This is a genomic window from Filimonas lacunae (assembly GCF_002355595.1).
Classification (GTDB): Bacteria; Bacteroidota; Bacteroidia; order Chitinophagales; family Chitinophagaceae; genus Filimonas; species Filimonas lacunae.
Genome location: NZ_AP017422.1, coordinates 704,541 through 725,777 on the forward strand (window position 1 = coordinate 704,541; position 21,237 = coordinate 725,777).

At 43.2% G+C, this 21,237-nt stretch carries 16 protein-coding genes; 8 read left to right on the forward strand and 8 right to left on the reverse strand.

All coding sequences use genetic code 11. The annotated features are described in order from the left end of the window. Nucleotides 1-17: 17 nt before the first annotated feature. Nucleotides 18-743, forward strand: coding sequence for a hypothetical protein (locus FLA_RS02920; protein WP_076382045.1), 726 nt, complete (start codon nucleotides 18-20; stop codon nucleotides 741-743). A gap of 69 nt (nucleotides 744-812) precedes the next feature. Here FLA_RS02920 and FLA_RS02925 read toward each other — a convergent pair whose 3' ends face one another. Next, nucleotides 813-2,087: a competence/damage-inducible protein A gene (locus tag FLA_RS02925; RefSeq protein WP_076382044.1), complete on the reverse strand. Its 1,275-nt coding sequence runs from the start codon at nucleotides 2,085-2,087 to the stop codon at nucleotides 813-815. Nucleotides 2,088-2,158: 71 nt separating this feature from the next. Here FLA_RS02925 and dacB point away from each other — a divergent pair, with 71 nt between their 5' ends. Further along, on the forward strand, nucleotides 2,159-3,571 hold the full coding sequence (gene dacB, locus FLA_RS02930) for a D-alanyl-D-alanine carboxypeptidase/D-alanyl-D-alanine endopeptidase (protein ID WP_076382043.1): 1,413 nt from the start codon (nucleotides 2,159-2,161) through the stop codon (nucleotides 3,569-3,571). A gap of 3 nt (nucleotides 3,572-3,574) precedes the next feature. Here dacB and FLA_RS02935 read toward each other — a convergent pair whose 3' ends face one another. Both FLA_RS02935 and FLA_RS02940 read right to left on the reverse strand, forming a co-directional pair. Then, a complete protein-coding gene (locus FLA_RS02935; RefSeq protein WP_076382042.1) occupies nucleotides 3,575-3,994 on the reverse strand; it encodes an acyl-CoA thioesterase in 420 nt (139 codons plus the stop codon). 12 nt (nucleotides 3,995-4,006) lie between these two features. Next, complete coding sequence (locus FLA_RS02940) at nucleotides 4,007-4,414, reverse strand: DoxX family protein (protein WP_076382041.1); 408 nt, start codon at nucleotides 4,412-4,414, stop codon at nucleotides 4,007-4,009. 235 nt (nucleotides 4,415-4,649) lie between these two features. Between FLA_RS02940 and FLA_RS02945 the strand changes: the two genes are divergently transcribed. The 3 genes from FLA_RS02945 (at nucleotide 4,650) to FLA_RS02955 (ending at nucleotide 10,071) form a co-directional block, all read left to right on the forward strand. After that, the gene (locus tag FLA_RS02945) at nucleotides 4,650-7,649 is read left to right on the forward strand and encodes a tetratricopeptide repeat protein (protein WP_076382040.1); all 3,000 of its coding nucleotides are present in this window, start codon (nucleotides 4,650-4,652) and stop codon (nucleotides 7,647-7,649) included. A 10-nt stretch (nucleotides 7,650-7,659) separates the two neighbouring features. Continuing rightward, nucleotides 7,660-9,465 carry a TonB-dependent receptor gene (locus tag FLA_RS02950; RefSeq protein ID WP_076382039.1) on the forward strand — a complete coding sequence of 602 codons (1,806 nt, stop codon included), beginning with the start codon at nucleotides 7,660-7,662 and terminating at the stop codon, nucleotides 9,463-9,465. Between the two features lie 159 nt (nucleotides 9,466-9,624). Then, nucleotides 9,625-10,071 (forward strand): hypothetical protein, encoded by a 447-nt coding sequence (locus FLA_RS02955; RefSeq protein WP_144264159.1) that lies wholly within the window; start codon nucleotides 9,625-9,627, stop codon nucleotides 10,069-10,071. A gap of 81 nt (nucleotides 10,072-10,152) precedes the next feature. On the opposite strand, the gene FLA_RS02960 is transcribed toward FLA_RS02955, so the two are convergent. From FLA_RS02960 to FLA_RS02975, 4 genes are read right to left on the reverse strand one after another with little or no spacing between them, the layout of a single operon-like run. After that, on the reverse strand, nucleotides 10,153-12,180 hold the full coding sequence (locus tag FLA_RS02960; protein ID WP_076382037.1) for a tetratricopeptide repeat protein: 2,028 nt from the start codon (nucleotides 12,178-12,180) through the stop codon (nucleotides 10,153-10,155). 45 nt (nucleotides 12,181-12,225) lie between these two features. After that, a complete protein-coding gene (locus FLA_RS02965) occupies nucleotides 12,226-13,212 on the reverse strand; it encodes an AAA family ATPase (protein ID WP_076382036.1) in 987 nt (328 codons plus the stop codon). 9 nt (nucleotides 13,213-13,221) lie between these two features. Next, nucleotides 13,222-15,837, reverse strand: coding sequence for a transglutaminase domain-containing protein (locus FLA_RS02970; protein WP_076382035.1), 2,616 nt, complete (start codon nucleotides 15,835-15,837; stop codon nucleotides 13,222-13,224). Nucleotides 15,838-15,839: 2 nt separating this feature from the next. Then, nucleotides 15,840-17,162, reverse strand: a complete 1,323-nt coding sequence (locus FLA_RS02975) for a DUF58 domain-containing protein (protein WP_076382034.1) — start codon at nucleotides 17,160-17,162, stop codon at nucleotides 15,840-15,842. Nucleotides 17,163-17,321: 159 nt separating this feature from the next. Between FLA_RS02975 and FLA_RS02980 the strand changes: the two genes are divergently transcribed. After that, nucleotides 17,322-18,206: a class I SAM-dependent methyltransferase gene (locus FLA_RS02980; protein ID WP_096510693.1), complete on the forward strand. Its 885-nt coding sequence runs from the start codon at nucleotides 17,322-17,324 to the stop codon at nucleotides 18,204-18,206. Here FLA_RS02980 and FLA_RS02985 read toward each other — a convergent pair. Then, a complete protein-coding gene (locus FLA_RS02985; protein ID WP_076382032.1) occupies nucleotides 18,203-19,030 on the reverse strand; it encodes a glutaminyl-peptide cyclotransferase in 828 nt (275 codons plus the stop codon). The genes FLA_RS02980 and FLA_RS02985 overlap by 4 nt on opposite strands. A 218-nt stretch (nucleotides 19,031-19,248) precedes the next feature. On the opposite strand from FLA_RS02985, the gene FLA_RS02990 reads away from it, so the two are divergent. Together FLA_RS02990 and FLA_RS02995 are read left to right on the forward strand one after the other, a co-directional pair. After that, nucleotides 19,249-20,019: a DUF4197 domain-containing protein gene (locus tag FLA_RS02990; protein ID WP_076382031.1), complete on the forward strand. Its 771-nt coding sequence runs from the start codon at nucleotides 19,249-19,251 to the stop codon at nucleotides 20,017-20,019. Between the two features lie 27 nt (nucleotides 20,020-20,046). Beyond that, nucleotides 20,047-21,237 carry an MFS transporter gene (locus tag FLA_RS02995; RefSeq protein WP_076382030.1) on the forward strand — a complete coding sequence of 397 codons (1,191 nt, stop codon included), beginning with the start codon at nucleotides 20,047-20,049 and terminating at the stop codon, nucleotides 21,235-21,237.

Genomic DNA, 21,237 nt, shown 5'->3' on the forward strand with positions numbered 1-21,237 from the left:
AAGCAAACCTTTAAAAAATGAAAACAACAATTGGCATCATCAGTTTATGCATTGCTTTAGGAGCCCTCTCTTGTAAAAAAGAATCGTCGGAAACTACGTTAGAAACCAATTATACAGGCGTATACAAAACTTCCGCAACAGTCACGTTTAATGCTCCAACGTTATATACTTCTGGTCATACTACCAACTCAAAGGATTCCATTCTGTCTTTAATGACAAATGCCCGGGATTCGGCCATGTTTATATTTGGCACACCTAAGGATAGTTTGTATCCACTAACGTTGAAGCTGGATATGGATGCAGATACGGCATTTATTGCGTACACTGTAGCAAACTACAAGGCCAATGTACAGAATGTAAATAGTAATGAGATATCATTACTAGGCACGGATTCAGTGGTGAACTCCTATGCGCTCAGTTATTCTTATAATGCATTAACAGACTCTTTATGCGATGCATTATTAGATAGCTCTGAACTGAATCGTCATTACAATATTTCTGATAAAAGATATAAGGTCTATACTGCACATTTTACTATAAAAAAGGAGAATGGTAAACTGTATATTCCTATTACGTATGTGTATGTGAAGGTGCCGCTGCTTTTGCCATCTGGTTACCTGAGTTCCTTCGCCACCTCCTGGACCAGGCTGTGGACAGAGTTTAATACTAAAGGCATACAGCAGTTACCTATCAACTCTTCTGTAGTGGTGCAAACAGGGAAGGTAGAATTGATAAAGCAATAAGCTTTGCAACGATATAAAGTATATAAAAACAAGAGCTGCTAATACTTTAGCAGCTCTTGTTTTTATAGCTTAATGTGTTTGTATAAACTTACGTAGCATATTCAAAGCGTTGATCGCAGTCATTTCAATATTTCGCATCCTGTCGTAACGAAACTGAAACTTACGGGTTTCGGTATGTTGGGCATTACCCACCGCTACCCATACTGTTCCTACGGGCTTTTCGTGTGTTCCTCCATCGGGGCCCATGATACCTGAAACAGCAATGGCGTAATCGGTATTCATTACCCGTAAAATACCGGTGAGCATCTGGGTTACGGTTTCTTCGCTTACTGCGCCGGTGGTGGTAAAGGTTTCCGGTGTTACGTTTAAAACGGTTTCTTTTATTTTATTGGAGTAGCTTACCACGCTGCCATTGAACCAGGCAGATGCGCCGGGCATAGCAGTGATTAAATGAGAAATGTACCCCCCGGTGCAGCTTTCCGCTGTGGCCATGGTTTGTTTTCTCTCCAGTAACAGTTTGCCTACCATGGCTTGTATAGAAATATCTTCATTCACCACCATCACATCCTGCACATAGGTTTGGAGTAAGGTAAACTGCTCTTCGAGTGTAGAGATAATATGTTGCTCACCCTTTTCGCCACGTGCTGTAAGTCTAAGCCTTACCATGCCATAGTGGGGTAGATAAGCTAGTTTGATAAAGCCGGGTAAGGCGGTTTCAAATTCCTGAATGCGATCTGCCAGATCCGATTCGCCAATGCCGGCGGTAAGCAGGTAGCGGTGGGCTACAATGCCCGGATTAAAGCGTTCCTGTAAAAGGGGTATGACATGTTTGGTCATGATGCCCTGCATTTCGTGTGGCACGCCTGGCAGGGAAATAAATACACGGTTATCCTTTTCAAACAGCATACCCGGTGCGGTGCCGCGTTCGTTGCTTAATACGGTGCATACATCAGGCACATCTGCCTGATGGCGGTTGCGGTCGGTAAGCGGTCTTTTCAGTATTTGTGTAAATAGCTGCTCCAGGTGTTGCAGAGTAGGCTCATGCCTTACCAGCTTACCATTGAAATATTGGCAGAGCAGGGGTTTGGTAATATCGTCGGCAGTGGGGCCAAGGCCACCGGTAATTAATATAATCTGTGCACGTTTGCTTTCCTGGTCCAGGGCTTCCCATATATCTTCCCAGGTGTCGCCCACAGCAACACGGTGGTGTACGTTAAAGCCTGCCAGGTTTAACTGTTGCGCCATCCAGGCGCTGTTGGTATCCACAACCTGTCCTATCAATAGTTCATCTCCAATGGTTATTATAGATACTTTTGCTGGTGTGGCAGTAGTATTATTCTCCATGCGAATGGTTAATTTTAGTGCAAGGTAAGAAGGAGTGGGGGAGTGTAAATTGAATAAACGAAAAAAAGGCCATGAACAAAATAATTGCCAGTATCCTGTTACTGCTGTTGAGTAGCCCCTATATACAGGCGCAAAACGTATCTGCCCGGTTGCAAAAGGCCTTACAGCAATTACAGGCAGATGCACAGATGGAGCATGCGTTGTTGGGTTTTTACGTAGAGAATACCGAAACCGGCGAAGTGCTGTGTAACATCAATGGCAATATAGGCATGGCTCCCGCCAGCACACAAAAAGTGGTTACTGCCGCAGCCGCACTGGATTTGCTGGGCAGCAATTTCAGATATGCTACCATATTAGGTAGTGATGGTACTGTGAGCGACGGTACATTACAGGGAAATGTGTATTTATCAGGCCAGGGCGATCCTACTTTAGGTAGCAGTCGGTATCCGGCCACCACCCGTAAATTGGTATTACAAAGGCTGGTCGATGCTTTTGTCAATAAAGGCATCCACACGGTTACCGGCAAGTTATTGCTGGATAATTCCCGGTTTAGCTATCAGTCAACGCCAGGTGGGTGGATATGGGATGATATTGGGAATTATTATGGTGCCGGCTCCTGGGCTTTGAACTGGAATGAAAACACGTACGATCTGTTGCTGAAGCCGGGAAAAAAGGAAGGAGAAGAGGTGGATATAACGGGAAGTGTGCCTGAATTGCAAGCTGCTATCGTAAACAGCTTATTAAAAACAGGAAAACCGGGTAGCGGCGATAACGGCTACATTTATATGGCGCCTTACGCCAGCATGGGGTTTGCAGAAGGTACGGTGCCGCCTGGTAGCAGTTTTAAAATATCCGGGGCCTTGCCTAATCCGGCTTTTCAACTGGGGGGCGAGCTGCAAAAAACGCTGGAGCAAAGCAAAATAACCGTTGCAGGTGGTGTAGAGGTAATTACGCAACCCGATGCTGTAAAGTATACCGGCAGTCAAATAGTGGAAGCCCTGGACACGTTATATTCACCCACATTGGATAGTATGGTATACTGGTTTTTACAAAAAAGCATCAATCTTTATGGGGAAGCTTTACTAAAAACCTTGCCTGCTCAGCAGGGCCAATTGGGTTCTACTGAAAATGGGGTAAAGTTGGTAAAAGACTTCTGGAAGCAAAACGGTATAGAGCCTTCCGCGCTGAAAATAGCGGATGGCTGTGGCCTATCTCCGCAAAACAGGGTAACACCCAAGGCGTTGGTAAGTGTGTTGCAATATGCTGCTAAAAAGCCCTGGTTCAATAGCTTTTACGCGGCACTGCCCTTGTATAATAGCATGAAAATGAAAAGCGGCACTATTGGAGGTTGTAAAGCTTTTACTGGATACCATACTGCTAAGAATGGTACCCAGTATACTTTTGCCATCATTATTAATAACTACGATGGTAGCGTAAGTTCGGTGATTCAAAAGATGTATAAAGTGCTTGACGAGCTAAAATAACCGTTAAGCCTTCGGTTCAAAATAAGGGGCCAGGCGTGAACGCAGTTCTTCAGGGATGACTGTTTTTTTCCAGGTTTTCATTTCCAGGAAATACAGCAACACCTTACCAGACGTAAGCATTTTGCCTTGTTCATTAAATACTTCCTGGTGAAATTCAATTTTATGATCGGTGGGAAGCTCCCGTATCTGTGTTTTGATAGTGATTAAATCATCGTAAGTGGCCGAACGCAGGTATTTAATGTTCAGTTCTACCACCGGCATCATTACACCCGATAATTCCATGTCTTTATACGTATACCCCAGCTGGCGTATACATTCTACCCGTCCTACTTCAAAATATTGTGCATAATTGCCATAATACACCACGTTCATCTGATCGGTTTCTGCATACCGTACACGCACCTGAGTTGTTGATTCGTACATAGTTGCAAATTATTACCCTCTCATCATTCCGTCAACACTTACTTTACCAGGGCCACAAAACAGCAGCACAAAAAACGCGGTACAGTACATTACTGCCGATTCGGCCTGTTGAAAATTACCGGCATGCGCTTTAAAAATGGCTACCAGCATGGTTATAATTAAGGGAATAGCAGCAAAACGTGTAAAAAGCCCCAGCACTATAAATAAGCTACAAAATACTTCTGCAAAAATCACCAGTATCAATGATGCCTTGGAGCCTATGCCCATAAAGTTGATAAAATGAGCCGCCCTCACCGGAAAGTTCATCAGTTTATCCATGCCATGATTCAATAACAGCAGGCCACCAAAAGCAATACGGAGTAATAACATGGAAAAATTGAACATTCCTTCACTGTACTGGATAGATAATAGTCTCTTCATCGGATTGGTTTATCAAATTGGTTAAAACGATTTCTTCACACTGCGGGCACAAATGTAAGAGGTTCTGAATGTTTATCCACAATAACAGACCCGGCAAGCGTTCCTTGCTATCTTTAAACGGTTTTTTGCGTTTAATTATGACGCGCTGTAAAATATTTGCTAAAAATCCCCGTTCCACCAAAGTATGAATAAAAAGCTTACGACATATTTCCTTGCCTCTGTTTTTTTATCATGCATGGGACAAGTGAATGCGCAGGCTACTAAAGCCAATAACGATCCTGATGCAAACTTTAAACTGGCCAAGGAACTATACCAGAAAGAAAAATTTAGTCTTGCCTATCCTTTATTTAAAAGCTTAGACTATACTGCAAAGCCCAACTACAGTGGCATTCCTGTGAGCACGCAGGTAGAAGCAAGATACTATACTATTGTATGCGGCCTGCGTATGAACGATGCCAGTGCTGAAGCTTCTGCTATCGACTTTATAAAGATGGAGCATTACAAGCCGCGTATAGAAATGTTGTGCTACCACTTAGGCGAGTTCTATTTCAGAAAGCAGGACTATAGCAGTGCTATTGACTATTACGAAAAAGCAGGAGTGGCCAACCTGAGCAACCGCGAAATAGCGGATGTAAAGTTTCATCAGGCATATGCCTACTTTACCATGAAGCGCTTTTCAGATGCGCGCCCGCTGTTTAATGCTATCAGGCAGATACCTTCCGATCCCAACTATATAGATGCTACGTATTACTATGGCTTTATTTCTTTTTACGAGAAAAACTATAAGGATGCGTTAGCTTCTTTTAAAATTGTACAAAACAAACCTGCCTACCAGAAAATAGTGCCTTATTACGTTACGGAAATCTATTATTTCAGTGGCGATAAAGATGAGGCTATTGCTTATGGCGAAGCGGCTTTGGCAAAAGGCGGACAGTACTATGATATGCAGCTACGCAAGCTGATAGGGCATGCGTTGTTTGAAAAAAGAGAATATGCCAAGGCGCTGCCTTACCTGGAAAAATATGTGCAGAATACCGAAAAGGTACGTCGTGAAGATCTATATGAACTGAGCTATTGCTATTACGAGGCTAAACAGTGGGCCAAGGCTATCAGTGGGTTTAAAGAGCTGGGGGGTAAAAGCGATTCGCTGGCGCAGAATAGTATGTATCTGTTGGCGGATGCTTACTTAAAAACAGATCAGAAAGCAGGGGCCAGAAGTGCATTCCTGTTTTGTGCTTTAAACAGCAGTAATGCCACACAAAAAGAAATCTCCAAATTCCACTATGGTAAACTGAGCTACGAACTGGGCTATACCGATGTGGCTTTAAACGAATTAAAAGATTTCCTGGTTACCTATCCTAAATCTACCTACGTAAACGAAGCGAAAGAGCTACTGATCAGTGTGCTGGCCAACACCAACAACTATCAGGAAGCGTTGGCGTTAACAGAGAGTGTTGGAACAGGTAGTGTAACTGTACAAAAAGTATATCCTAAAATTTTATATGGTCGTGCAGTAGAGATGGTGAATGATCAGCAAATAGTACAGGCCGATGGATTATTAAACAAGTTACTGGCTGCTCCTTATAGCACTTCACAACAGCCTTTTGCCTGGTTCTGGAAAGGGGAGATCTCTTACCGTACCAATAAAATCGATTCTGCCATCTATTTTCTGCAAAGCTATTTTACACGCCCGGTAGTATATGGCGAGGTTAACCAGGCAAATGCACACTATACTTTAGGGTATGCCTTCTTGCGTCAGGAGCGTTATGACCTGGCATTGCAACACTTTGAAGCCATCACCACTTCTATATCCGGTTCTTCTTCTGCGGTGCAGCAGGATGCTTATGTAAGAAGTGCGGATTGCTATTTCATGACCAAGCGTTATCCAAAGGCACAGCAGATGTATGAGAACGTGCTGAGCAATAACCTGCCTGCTGCTGATTATGCTTTATACCAAAAAGCGATTATCGCTGGCGCCAACAACAAAACCAACGAAAAGGTAAGCCTGTTAAGCTCCCTGGAAAAACGTTACCCGGCTTCTTCCCTGGTAGCAGATGCCAATATGGAAATTGCCAACAGCTATATGGCTAACGAAGATTTCAGAAGCGCCATACCTGCTTTAACCAAGGTGATCAACGATAAAAAAGCGGCTAACTTAAAACCACAAGCTTATTTAAAAACAGGTGTTTCTTACTTTAACCTCGACAACGACGTTGAAGCGCTGAACTACTTTAAAAAGCTGGTATCCGAGTATCCCAATGCTGCTGAAAGCGATGCTGCGGTGGAATATGTACGCAACATCTTTGTAAGCCAGCAACGTACCGGTGAGTTTGTCAACTTTATGCGTCAGAACGGTAAAAACGTAACTTATAGCGAAGAAGATTCACTGACTTACGTAGCTGCGGTAATACCTTATAATAATAACCAGCCCAACCAGGCACTGCCGGCACTGGAAGGTTATTTAAAAGGTTTCCCTGACGGCCGCAATGCACTGGATGCCCATTACCAGGTTGCGGTTATTTATAACGATAAGAAAGAGTTAGCCAAAGCCTTACCCCACTACGAAGCGGTAGCAGCCAAAGCGCCTAACAAGTATGCCGAAATAAGTATACTACAGGCGGCACGCATTTACTACTTTGAACTGAAAGACTATCCGAAGGCTTCTCAATACTTTGCACAGCTGCGTTCTATTGCTGTACAAACCGAAAACAAACTGGAAGCTATGCGCGGCTTACTGCGTTGCCAGCTGAAACAGCAGCAATGGGCAGAAGCAGTGCCTAATGCACAGGAACTGTTACTGCAAAAAGGTTTGGCTACCGATGATAAGATGATGGCTAATATGGTAGTGGCTAAAAACTATCAACTGAACAACCAGCTGGAAGATGCGGTAACCTCATATAAATTAGTTATTGCTTTAGGTAAATCAGAATATGGTGCGGAAGCCCGCTACCATGTGGCTGAAATTACCTTAACCAAAGGCAATTTAAAAGATGCAGAAAAGGCAGCTTTTGATGTAATTAACAAAGCCGGATCATACGATTACTGGATTACGAAATCATATATACTGCTGGGTGAGATCTACTTCCAGCAAAAAGACTACTTCAACTCAGAAGCAACGTTGAAAAGCATTGTAGAAAATGCAGCCAACGAAGAGCTGAAAAAAGAAGCACAGCAAAAGCTGGATGTAGTAGTGGCGGAAAAGAACAAGAACAGTAAAGTAGAACCACAACAGTAAACCAAGAAGCATGAAACGTATTATCCTTATATTATTATTAATAGGTAGCACAGCAGGCGTGTGGGCGCAAAAGCGTAAGCCAGCGGCCAAGTCTGCTACACAAAAGCAGGCAGCTGCTAAAAAGACGGCTGGTAAAAACACAGCTGCTAAGAAAAGCGCAACCAGTACCTCTACTAAATCTGCCGCTAAATCCGGCAGCAAAAAGCAGGATATAGCCGCAAGGGAAGAAGGGGATACACTGGCTTCCCGCACAGTGGTGGTAACCTCCTCTTTTAAACCTGCGCTGCGTAATGCGGCTAAGGTCAATTTCAGTGCAGCTTCTCCACAGCCCGATTCTGTGTTGCCGCAACTACAGTACAGGGTACCTTCGCAAAACCTTTTTTTCAGTTACGAACCAGCTTCGTTAAAACCTATGGCATTGTCTATCGACTCTACGTTGCCGTGGGAGAACAACCACTATATCAAAGCGGGCTTTGGTAACTATACCACGCCTTATTTACAGGCTGGATTTGCCTTTGGCGATGGCAAAAAAACGGTGGTGAATGCACATGTAAAACATACGTCTTCTAAAGGAAGCCTGCCGTTTCAGCGGTTTTCCAAAACCGGTGCTGACATCATTGGGGTATTTAATCCTAATGATAACATCGAGTGGGATGGCAAAGTATCTTTTAATAATGATGTGCAATACCAGTATGGTTTTGCCGGTGCTGATGAAAGCAAAAACAGTAAAGACAGCTTAAGACAACGCTTTACCACCATTGGCATTACAGCAGGTTTGCGTAACAAACAGGATAATGGTTATGGAGTAAGTTATCACCCCACTATTGCCTTCAGTCAGTTGAATGATAACAAAAAGGGGAGCGAAACCAATTTCAAATTCAACGCGCCTATCACCAAAACCTTTGGCGAGAATTTCGCATTCAACCTGGGTGTTACTGCCGATCTCACACACTACAAAAGTGACAGTGTGTTAACCGGCAAGGCTATTAATAATAACCTGTTTTACATTTCTCCTGCCTTACAATACAAATCAGATAACCTGAAAATTGTGGGCGGCTTTATTCCTTCCTGGGATAATAAAGATTTTCATATGCTGCCAGACATTACCGCAGAAGCGAAAATCAAAGATGAAAGATTTATTCTGCAATTGGGTTGGACAGGATATTATCACAAAACCACTTACCAGTCTTTGTCTGCTTTCAACCCTTGGTTGCAACAGCCTAAGTCGTTGCTCAATGCCCGTATCAATGAACAATTTGCTGGTTTCAAAGGTTCGGCCGGTAGTCATTTTACCTACAATGCCCGTGTTTCTTACCTGAAATTCAATAACCAGCCGCTTTTTGTAAATGATACTACCACGGGGCGTTCTTTTGAAGTGATCAATGAGGAAGAAATGAAAGCTATCCGCCTGCACGGTGAAATAGGTTATACCATCCAGGAGAAGTTTTCTGTATTGGGTGGTGCTACTTTTACACAGTATAGCAATCTCAAAACCAATGAAAAAGCCTACGGACTGGTGCCTTTTGAAATAAACGGTAGCTTGCGCTGGGAAATTTTGAAGGATGTGATGCTGAAAAGCGACATTTACTTCTGGGATGGAGCCCGTTACCGTAGTAAAACACTACAGGCTCAAAAACTGGATGCTGCTGTTGATTTGAACGCAGGTATCGAATTTGGTGTGATGCCGCGTTTGAATGTTTGGGTACAATTCAATAATTTGCTGAATAATAAATACCAACGTTGGAATCAGTATGAGGTTCTTGGATTTAATGTTCTGGGAGGAGTTGTATATTCGTTCGGTCAAAGCAGTAAATAGTAGTAAGTAGACATGTATAATAGTTTATATAAGTATCTGATTTTCAATAAAAAAATGGTTGTCCCCGGAATTGGTTCCTTTACTGTGGAACATATCCCAGGTCGCCTTGATTTTTTGAATAAACAGTTACACAGCCCTATATCCGTTATCCGGTTTAGCATGGATAAAAATGCTACGCCCGAAAAATCCCTGTACGAATTTCTTTCTGAAGATCTTGGTTTGACTGAAATTGACGCTATTAAGCAGTTTAACGACCTCAGTTTTTACCTGAAAAATGAATTAGGCAGGGGTAATGAAGGTAAATTACCCGGTATCGGTACCCTTAGAAAAGAATTTGGTGAGTCTTATTCTTTCCAGCCCGAACAATCTGTGCAGCAGTATTTTCCGGATACAGTTGCCGAAAGGGTAGTGCGTAAAGACGCTACTCATGAGGTGAAGGTAGGAGAAAACATTCGTAGCAGTAACGAAATGAAAGAAATGCTGAAGGACGACGAGCCGTCAGCGCCTGCTTCTACAGAGCCCCACCATGATAAATGGTGGTTGTATGCTATCATTATGGCTATTGTAGCTTTAATAGCATTGATCTACTATTTCAAAGTGCATTAACGTTATTCAACCGATATAAAAAAACGGGAACAGGTAAAAGGAGTATATCCTAACCGGTTCCCGTTTTTTATAATAAGGTATTTATAATTCTACTGCTCCGCCTTTACCAAACAAGCGTAAAGTAATTTCGGCGCCTGCCTGTTGGGTAGGGGTAAATATCAACCTGCCACCCTGCACCATTGGTTTGCCATTGCCACTTATTACCTGAAAAAGCGCTTCGTATTTATTCCCTCTTTTATTAAACTGTATAGTGGCATGTGGTATTCCTGGCGTGTTTTCATCGGCCACAGATATATCACAACCTTTAATTTGTTTCACTACTGCTTTGGTAACAGCATCATCCTGCCCGCTTACGCTAAGGCTGATGGAAGGGGTAATGCCGCTGAAAGGCAATAACTGTGGATAGGTTTCGTACAGGGCATTGGTATACGTAGCAACATAGCTTTGCCCGGTTTTATTCCCTGCTTTAATCAGCCCTTCATACAGCCTGCCCATAAACAACTTTTCATTAGCGGTATCCAGCATGCTGTTTTTCTCCAATGTTTCAAAGTCTGTGCGGGCTTCGTTTTTATCGCCTTTCTCCCATTTAAACTTAGCGGCAAACAGGTAAAAATAGCGCAGTACATTTTCGCGCTTATCGGTGTTCAGGTAGTTCTCGTATTTCTTTTGGAAGAAAGTAGGGCTGAAGTCTTTCATTAAATACCAGGCTTCATCAAAAGAGGTAGTGGCTTCCGAACAAAACAAGTCATATACTACACGGGTACGTTCCGGGTTAAAAGCCAGTTCGTTCACCGTTACGTATTCTGTTTTCATTTTTTCAGAGGTATAGCTCGCTATCTTATACAAAGCTGTAGGCGAATACCACCAGCCTTTATCTGTAAACTTTACCTGACTTATTTTCCGGTCCAGCAGCTGCACACGCAGCAGGTTTACAGTAAAGTTATACTGGCTTTGGGTAAGTGTAGTGCCTATATGAATCTCTTTAAAATTAGCTGCTTTATTCAGGGCATATTCACTGCTGTCTAGTTGCCCATCATACATATAGCTGCGAGCCAGTGCCAGGTTATACCAGCCAAAGCCAGGCGTAGAGCCGTTTTGCTGAATAATTTCCTGAACAGTTTTAATAGCTTCTTTGGTTTTACCACCATACACACTTAGCATAGGCAGATAGTAGTAAGGCTCGTGCAGTATATGAGAGAAGGATTTAAACTGGTCGCGCTTATAATATTCAATAGCCCGGGCAAAGTTGCCTGTTTCGGCTTGCATGCTGCCATAGTTATTCCACGATACGGCTCCGCGGGAAGCCAGGATGCGGTAGTAATATTCGCTGCTGTCGTAGTTTTTATTATAACAGTGCAGCATTGCCATATAATGGTAAATAGTAAGCTTGTCATTCTCGGCCTGCATAGGGCCAAACCATGTATCGTTCTGCGGTTTGTTCTGTTGAATAAACCGCAGGCCCTGGTAGCAGTAAAAGAAGGCCATGCGCTCGTTTTCTTCCACGCTGTTCTTTAAAAAAGGAAAGTTGGCTGAGGTAAGAAAACGGTTGCGGTGATAGGTCCACGCACGATGGTAATAGGTGCCGAAATAATCCTTTTTAAAATGATAACGGTCTATTTTATCTAACAGCTCAATAACCTTATCAGGCATTTCCAGGTTGTCGTAACATTCCTTCAGGGCATTGAATATAAAAAACATGTCCTGGTAGCGTGGTACGTTCTGGGCAAAATATTCAATAGAAGAATACAGGCCCCGTAAGGAGTTGCCGTAATCTTTTTCTATTAAGGCCAGTGCCTTTTGCAGGGCAGGGATGGCGTTTTTATAACCCAGGTAGTCCGAGCTGCGATCGCACTTATAAATGCCTTCATACATCCACCCCACATAATAGGTGCTGTCCAGCCGTATAAATTCACGGCTGCGGGGCAAAGCATCCTTATCGGTGGGCTTCACTCCCTGTCGTTTGGCATCTATCTCATAGCGGGCAGCGGCATTGCCTTGCGCCAGCAAAGGGTGAACGGAAAAAAGCAGCATAGCGCACAGCAACAAAGCAAAGGCGGTAAAGCTTTTGTTCATGCGGCATTGTAGCTGGCTGCCCTTTATATATATCATCTTCTTATTTATCAAAACCTGTTGAATTAGAAATGACCTATTCTGTTACTGCCTGTCAATTTTCAGTTTGCTCAGCCTGTCCAGTTCTTTATCTAAAATACCAGCCAATGCTTTTTGCTTGGCTTCTTTGTTACGGTATATTAAACGGTGGTCTAATACAGCTGTAGTAATGCGTTTTAAATCATCTTCTGTAGCAAAGGTGCGGCCGTTTACCAGGGCAAATGCTTTCAAACATTTTAAAAAGGTAATGCCACTACGGGTGCTGGCGCCTAACACAATATCCGGGTGCTTGCGGGTGTCCCATACAATGTTGCGTACAGCGGTAATCAGTTCATCGTGCAAATACACTTTTTCTGTTTCCTGCTGCAACAGTAATATTTCATCCATGCTTAACACCTGGTGTACGTGCTGCATGTTATTTTGAATGCCTAAATAATCTTTATAAATGTCCAGTTCGGTGGCTTCATCCACATAACCGAAATAGATCTTTAAGAAGAAACGGTCTAACTGGGCGGCAGGTAATGGATAGGTGCCTTCCATTTCCACGGGGTTTTGGGTGGCAATAGTAAAGAACAGTTGTTCCAGCGGATAAGTAGTTTCGCCAATGGTAATCTGGTTTTCGGCCATACACTCCAGCAGGGCAGATTGCACTTTAGGAGAAGCACGGTTAATTTCATCTGCCAGCAGCACGTTACAAAACAGCGGTCCTTTTTTAAACACAAACTCTTTACGGACATCGTCGAAAATATGCGAACCAATCAGGTCCATAGGCAACAGGTCGGGGGTAAACTGTATACGCTTAAAGTTTACTTCGCTGCCTGCTTTTTGTCCCGATATGCTATGTGCCAGTGTTTTGGCCATTACTGTTTTACCGGTACCGGGGTTGTCTTCCATTAATATATGCCCCTTCGCCAGCAAAGCGGTTAATATCAGCTCTATCTGGTGTCTTTTACCACGTATTACCTTTTCAATATTGCCTACCAGTTGTTGGATATTGTGTAATGCCTGTTCTATCTCAATATTTTGTTCCATGCGTATGTATTATTTAGGTTGCGTGAAATAATGAATTGTGTTATAAATGTTCAGGAATTTAGCGGCCCTTTTGCGTAAAGGCACTTGTTTGCGTACACTGGCTATAAATGGTTTATAAAATTCTTGTACCACCGCTTCTTCCTGTGTGGTGAAAGGCAACGAGCTGTACTTCAGTTTCTGATATACGTTGCTGAATACAATAAAGCGTGTGCCAAATTGGGCATCTGTTTGGGCTGCATACTCACCCGGGCTTTTATGATTGCGGGCATAACCCAGCTGGTTTAAATAATACATCGCAGCCCTGTATTGATTATATGCTTTGTTTGAAGCAGGTTTATTGCCTTTTGCACGCATATGCAGCACTTGCCAGATGATCCATGGCATTGCAAACACCAGCACTAAAAGGGCGGCTGCTACTATCAACACCGTGGCCAGCACTTTTAACCAGTTAACAGGTTCAATGTTCTCAAACATGTTTTTATGCGGTGGGGTGGTGGCTTCGTCTTCAATAATCTTAATCTGGTCGGTAGGGGCAGGCTTAGGTACACGTTTCAGTACGTCTTTAATAGTTTCTACCGGCGTAGCGGTCATGTCTTTTAATACTTCGGCCGAAGAGGCAGCGGTAATGTGCATGTCTTTACGTAATGCACTAAATGGCACTACGCCAGAATCTGCCGAAACCTGTGCTATGGCTCCATCCACGCTCAGTGTATCCGGGCGTGTGGTTTCATAGTTCTGATCGTGAAACAGTAATTTATCTACTGTCATTACCAGTTTTTTGGTGGTGCTGTCAACCGATACTATATGTCCGTCAGCTACCATATAAGCCTGTTGCATGCTTAACGGTGGCGTTTCGTCGGGCTGGTCGGCATCGTGGGCTTCCTGATCGGGAATGGTGGTATCGAAATCTATCCAGCCATAACCGGGAAAATATACTTGTACCCAGGCGTGCGCCTGGTCTTCGTAAAACCAATACCAGCCAGGGTTTTTACTGCTACGGTCCACTGTTAAAAAGCCGGTGGCTATACGCGAAGGAATCCCCATGGCGCGTAACATAAACAAGGTGGCACCTGCGTAATAAGCACAATAGCCTTTTCGGTTTTCAAATAAAAAGTAGGTGAGTTTATTCGCGCTGGGCATACCAGGTATGCCAGGGTTATTTTCATATTTAAAAAGCGGTTGCCCAAACTCATCTTTACCTGTAAAATAATCTCTGATGGCTACCATCTTGTCCAGTGGGGTAGCGGCCCCCTGTGTTATTTGACCTGCCAATGTTTTAATACGACCGTATTCCGCATCCTGCGGCATAAAGGTGTAGTATTTCATAAAGCTATCAGGTATGCTGGTATAGTCGGTTACCTGACGCAGTGTTTTAAAACGTTGTTCCTGGAAGCTTTCCAGCATCTGGTTACCGGCCGGGTTATAAATGAAGTAGGCGCTGTTTAAATCGCTCACCCACATCTTAGCGCGGTAGGCGCTTTTGTATTTATCCTTATAGTCTGCTTCTACAGGTAACGGCTGACAAAAGAAGGCAGTAGAAGGCGCCACAAAATCAGAAGGAGATAATAAGGTTTTATATATTTCTGCGGTTACTACTTTCCGTGCTTTGGTAGCATGTGTATTTTTTATAACGGAAGAATCTGTTTTGGCAAAGTAGATAGGTATTTTAGAAGGATCGGGCCTGAACAGATCATTGTCGGGCATTTTATTGTCCATTTCAAAGGTCTGTGTCAGCGTATCAAATCTGGTATAATAATAAGCGGTAAAATAAAGCGGGTTGGGTGTTTTACCGTCTTCAAAAAAATTATCCAGTTTGGCTACAAACACCAGCCGTTTGCCTTTATTCAGTGAACCGGTCAACTGGGTCTGGTCTTTATTGCTAATGGTGCCATCCCGGTTGTCTTTGGTCATGCTTTCCTGGTTGCTCTTGTTTTTATCATACTTGCCTTCGCCATGTCCCCATTCTTTTTCTACTGCTTTAAAGTCTTTATCAAAAGCTTTTAACACCGCAAAGAATAACACGGCCATCACTATGCCAAAGCCCACCATTCTTTTGGTAACAAACCATCCAAAATGTCTTTCTGATGGGTTCATGTTACGTATCAGCTCAGCGGTATAAATGATATACACGGCATAAGCCAGTGTAGGTAAAAAGGCCGCGATAATAGCCCGGGCTGTAATGTCGTTGGTTTTGCTAATGGTAACTATTTGTATCGCCAGCAAAAACACACTCCAGAATACCGTAAAATAGCGCGAGCGGGAAAAGCCAAAGCCGCATATCCATCCAATAGAAAATAAAATGGAAAAGATGAGGAATTGCACCGATACAAAAAAAGCGTCAAATTCTCCCACGGTAATACTGCCCATGTATGTATAAGTAGCATAGCCTACCACAAACAGTACGGCAGCGGTGGTGATAAAACGAAAGCGGTAGCTATATAAAATAATAGCCCCGGCTATACCACCGGCAAAGTAAAGCGATTGCTTTTCCCAGTTATTGCGTAATATATCTTCATAGCGATTCAGGTTCCACAGCAGGTAAGCCATTAATATTACTGTGGGCACTGCCAGCAGCAGCAATTGAGCCAATACCTTTTTCGCGTTATGTACGTTTCCTATCTTCATGCTTATCTTACAACGGGTTTTTCATACTGGGCCAGTAAATGCTTTATCTTCTTCTCATTGGCAAGTATCCGGCTTCTTAAGCGCGAAAAGCGCCAGCGCGATTTATACACTTCATACGAGTTGGCTTCCTGGCTTACAAACAACCACTGCAGCCATTGACTGGCGTAGGCACCACGTATGCTTTTGCTTAATTGCACAAACACAAAAGTGATGTCGTTACCATGCTGTTCTACCAACCGGGCTACTTCGTCATAACTGTTTAAGGAAGAAATCACTACAACTGCCGCATCCTTTGGCTTTATATAGGTGTGTAAATCTTTATCGGTTTGCCAGTGACTGGCGGTGATGCTGTATTGTACGGCTTGCTTTACATCGGTAAGGGCGGGGGCTACTACCTGTTGGTCGGCAATATATTCTACTTCAAATCCCTGCTTTACCAGTTGCAGATAGGTGTTCCATACAGCGGTTTTGAAATAGTCCTGGAAAGGGAAATGTATTACTTCATTATTAGTGATATCAAAGCCGGTATGAAAAGAAGCAAACAAACATAAGTGCGAAGCGTATGGATCCTGTATTTCAGGGGTACGCACCACCAGTTCGCGGTTACGTGCATATATCTTCCATACAATTCTTCTCACATCGTCATGCGCTTCAAAGTTCTTATAATGTAAATGCTCGCCTTCTACTTTTTTTAGTTCTTCAATGCGCTGATTGGTTTCTTCTGTTTTGCGGGGCGCTGCCTTTATTTCTGCTGTTTTTTCCACCTGCGGACGTATATAAAAGCGGCTGTTGCAGGGAAGGGTAAAGGTGAACGAAAAAAACTGCAGAAAATCTTCAAAGTACACCATCACTTTAGCCACATTATACTCCCTTATTTGAGGTAGGGGCCATTCATACACACCTTCCAGCACGGCAATATTATTTTTCTGTCCTTTTTGTGGCACCAATGTAAACTTGTTGCTGTATTGGTTATCGTCGTAAATAAGCCGGAGTTTAATAAAACCCAGTATAGGTTTTAACACAGGAGCAATGTACACGTGTACCAGCTGCCGGGCCGGATGTTTTACATTTTCAGCCGGTGTGTCTATTCTGCATTCCACTTTGTTACGCCTTTTTTTCAGTGTAAAAACAATAAATGAAAGCAGCACCGTTAAAAAAGCAAAGGAAACCAGTATGGTTAAACTGGCAAATGCCACCAGCAGTAACAGTGAAAATATAGCACTGAAAGAGGTTTCGGGCATGTGTTGCTGCTGCAATAGCCATAAGAATGCCAGCCAGCTGCTGATAACAAACAGTAAGAAGTACCAGGTTACGGGCACATACATGACTGCCTGTTTACAAGCACGGATTGTATTGGATAAACGCCTGTTCATGATTGATTGACAAGTTAAGGCAAAGAAGCATTTCTTGTTTTATTTTTAACTCAAACTTTACTTTAATGTGTAACAAACTCGTTTCTTTGCCTTCCGATGAGTCAAACGATCATGTATACACAATGCCCCGGCTGTAGCCATACTAATATATCCCCTGTTCTGGATGCGCAGGACCATACTGTTAGCCACGAAACATTTTCCATTTGGGAATGCGGAAACTGTACCCTTCGCTTTACACAAAACGTGCCTGAACCGGCGGCTATTGGCAGGTATTATCAATCAGATGCTTATGTATCGCATTCCGATACTAAAAAAGGACTGATTAACCGCCTGTATCATATCGTAAGAAACATTACCCTTCAGCAAAAGCATAAAATGATAACGGCTGTAAGTGGTAAAAAAACGGGTAGTTTGCTGGACGTAGGGGCGGGCACCGGTGCATTTGCGGCGGTAATGCAACAAAATGGCTGGAAAGTAACAGGGCTGGAACCCGACGAAACCGCCCGCGCCAATGCACAACAAAACCACGGGTTAACATTACAAACGCTGGAAAGCCTGCATACTTTGCCTGCTGCCAGTTATGATGTTATTACCATGTGGCATGTGCTGGAACATGTACACGATTTGCATGGATATTTAAACCGTTATCAGTCTGTTCTTCAACAAAGCGGTACATTGGTTATAGCAGTGCCTAACTATACCAGTTTTGATGCGCAGCATTATGGCGCCAGCTGGGCCGCCTACGATGTGCCACGCCACCTGTATCATTTTTCACCTGCTTCTATGCGTTCCCTGCTGGCACAGCATGGGTTTGAGGTGGTAGCCTTAAAGCCTATGAAATTTGATAGCTTTTATGTGAGCATGTTAAGTGAGCAATATCTCACCGGTAAATCCAACCTGTTTGCAGCCTTTATCAATGGATGGAAGAGCAATAAAAAAGCTGCTTCTTCTCCCGAAAAAAGCAGCTCTGTTATTTACATCGCTAAAAAGCGCTAGTTCAATTTAATTTCAAACAGTGCCGGCCATTGTTTGCCGGTTACGTAAAACGTGTTGGTGGCAGCGTTAAAAGCAATGCCATTCAGCACGTCCTGGTCAGGATCGGGTATGCTGCCCTGATCGTATGTTTTACCACTTTTCTGAAAAATATCCTGTAAGTCTAACATCGCTTCCACCTTACCGGTTTCCGGGTTAATTTTCAAAATGTAGTTAGTCAGGTATTTATTGGCGTACACGAAACCGTTTACCAGTTCCAGCTCGTTCAGGTTTTCTACCGGGCCGTAGTTATTGGTTACACCTACTGTTTTTATAATTTTGAAAGTGGCCGGGTCTACAAAATACAAATTGCTGCTACCTGTGCTAATAATCAGGCTTTTACCATCGGTGGTAATGCCCCAGCCTTCATAATCCCAGGTAAATTCTTCTATCTTTTTAAAAGTAGCCAGGTCGTACACATGCACCTTATGGTTTTGCCAGGTAAGCTGGTATATCTTATTGTTTAGTATGGTAATGCCTTCGCCAAACTCGTTTTTAGCAATCAGTTCCTGTTGTTCTGCCTTACCCGATTCCAGGTTTAGCTTCGCCAACCTGCTAAATCCTTCCCGTCCGGTGCCTTCATACAGTGCATTGTTGTGCCAGATAAGTCCCTGGGTGTAAGAAGAGGTGTCGTGCGGAAAAACCTTTACTACCGTATAGCCCATTGCAGCAGGAGCCGGGTTGCTGGTGTTAGTGGTGTTTTCGTTGTCGCTTGCCCCTTTTTCAGTTTCGTTACCACAGGAAAATACTAATACACTTAAGCCTATCCAGGCGTATTTTTTTATCATAATAATCTAAATATGACCAGGTTAATACTAAAAATCAAATGTAAAACAATGTGTGTATTAAATGCCTGTATGTTCATTGGCGGGTGAATTTTGTCATTTTGTTGGCATAAAAGGTTATTTAGTCCATAACTGGCTGGCCGATTATAGTGCCCGGTGGGTCACATTTAACTTGTTATGTTGTGGCAGGATGCTATTTTTGACTACCTTATAACTCCGATATGAAAAGATTTTTCGTGTTATTTTCAGTTGCCCTGGTTTCTTATGGTACTTCTCAGGCGCAGTTAAGCAAATTTTTAAAGAAGGATACTTCTTCTACCAGCAAATCTTCTGGCCTTAGCAGCCTTCTTAAATCAGTAACCGGCAGTGGCAGTTCTGATTCTTTAAGCTCTAGCACTATTGCCAGCGGTTTAAAAGAAGCGTTGAGTCAGGGTGTACAAAAAGGTACTACCAAATTATCCTCTGTGGATGGTTTCTTTAAAGATGCAGCAGTGAAAATTCTGTTACCTGCAGAAGCGCAGAATGTAGAAAAGAAATTACGCAGTGTTGGTTTAGGTTATATGGTAGATAGCGCTATCCTTACTATGAACCGCGCAGCAGAAGATGCTTCTAAAAGTGCAGCACCTATTTTCGTAAATGCTATTAAAGAGATGAGCATTACCGATGCCGTAGGTATTTTAAAAGGTTCTGACACTGCAGCTACCACTTATTTAAAGGTAAAAACCACTTCTCCTTTAGCAGCCGCTTTTAAGCCGGTGATTGAAACTTCATTGTCTAAAGTAGGGGCTACCAAACATTGGAATACGTTGATCACTGCTTACAACAAAATACCATTGGTGTCTAAAATCAATCCTGATTTAAGCGCCTATGTTACTGAAAAAGCATTAACAGGTGTGTTTTACCAGGTAGGGCAGGAAGAAAAGGCCATTCGTAAAGATCCTGTTGCCCGTACCACTGATCTGTTGAAAACAGTATTTGGAAGCAGCAAATAAACCTTTCACTGCACGTAACTTTGCTTCATGGAAAAAAAGCCGGAGCATGTGTTAAGTCGTGGGCAGATTGTGTTAATGGCTGCCTGCACGGGATTAATTGTAGCTAACATTTATTATTGTCAGCCATTAATTCTACCTATCAGTAAAGAGTTTGGAGTTGCGAAAGAAAAAGCAGGTAATATTACCGTGCTTACACAAATAGGATACGCCCTGGGTTTGCTTTTTCTGGTACCGTTGGGCGATATGCTGGAAAGAAAGAAACAGATACTGTTCACTACTTTAACAGCAGTCCTTTCTTTAATACTGGCCGCCAAGTCTACATCACTGCTGATGTTGGAAATAGCCAGTTTTTTAATAGGTTTTACTTCTGTTATTCCTCAGTTAATATTACCATTAGCCGCCCACCTTGCAGCGCCCGAAAAGCGAGGCAAGGTGGTAGGTTCTATTATGAGCGGCCTGTTAGTTGGCATTCTGCTGTCGCGTACCCTTAGTGGTTGGGTTGGTGTATGGATGGGCTGGCGCAGCATGTTCTGGATAGCAGCCGGCATTACCGCCAGCCTGTTGTTGCTGATGCGCGTGTTGTTACCACATAGTAAGCCTCACTACACCGGTTCCTATAGCTCATTAATGCAATCCCTGTTAACATTGGTAAAAGAACAACCGCTGCTGCGTGAAGCTTCTGCTATCAATGCATTGGCTTTTGGTGCTTTTAGCATGTTCTGGACAGCGATGGTGTTGCATTTGAGTAGTGAGCCTTTTAATTATAACAGTGATACCATCGGTATGTTTGGCCTGGCGGCCGCTGCCGGTGCGTTAATAGCACCGCTGATAGGCGGTTCGGCCGATAAGCGTAACCCACGCGTGCCTATCGGGTACGGTATAATGGTAATCGCCTGCTCTTACCTGTTGTTCCTGATTTTTCCGCATACATTGGCCGTGTTAATAGTGGGTATTGTTATACTGGATTTGGGTATACAGGCTATTCACGTATCTAATCAAAGCCGCATTTACGCTTTATTGCCGCAGGCGCGTAACCGCTTGAACACTGTGTTTATGACAGTGAGCTTTATAGGCACTTCCTTAGGTTCGGCAGTGGGATTGATCGTGTGGTCGGCAGCTGGTTGGACGGGTGTATGTCTGGCAGGCATAGTTTTAATGGTACTGGCCTTTATCATTTATGCAATCACTTATAAAAAAGCATTAGATCCCATTTTATAA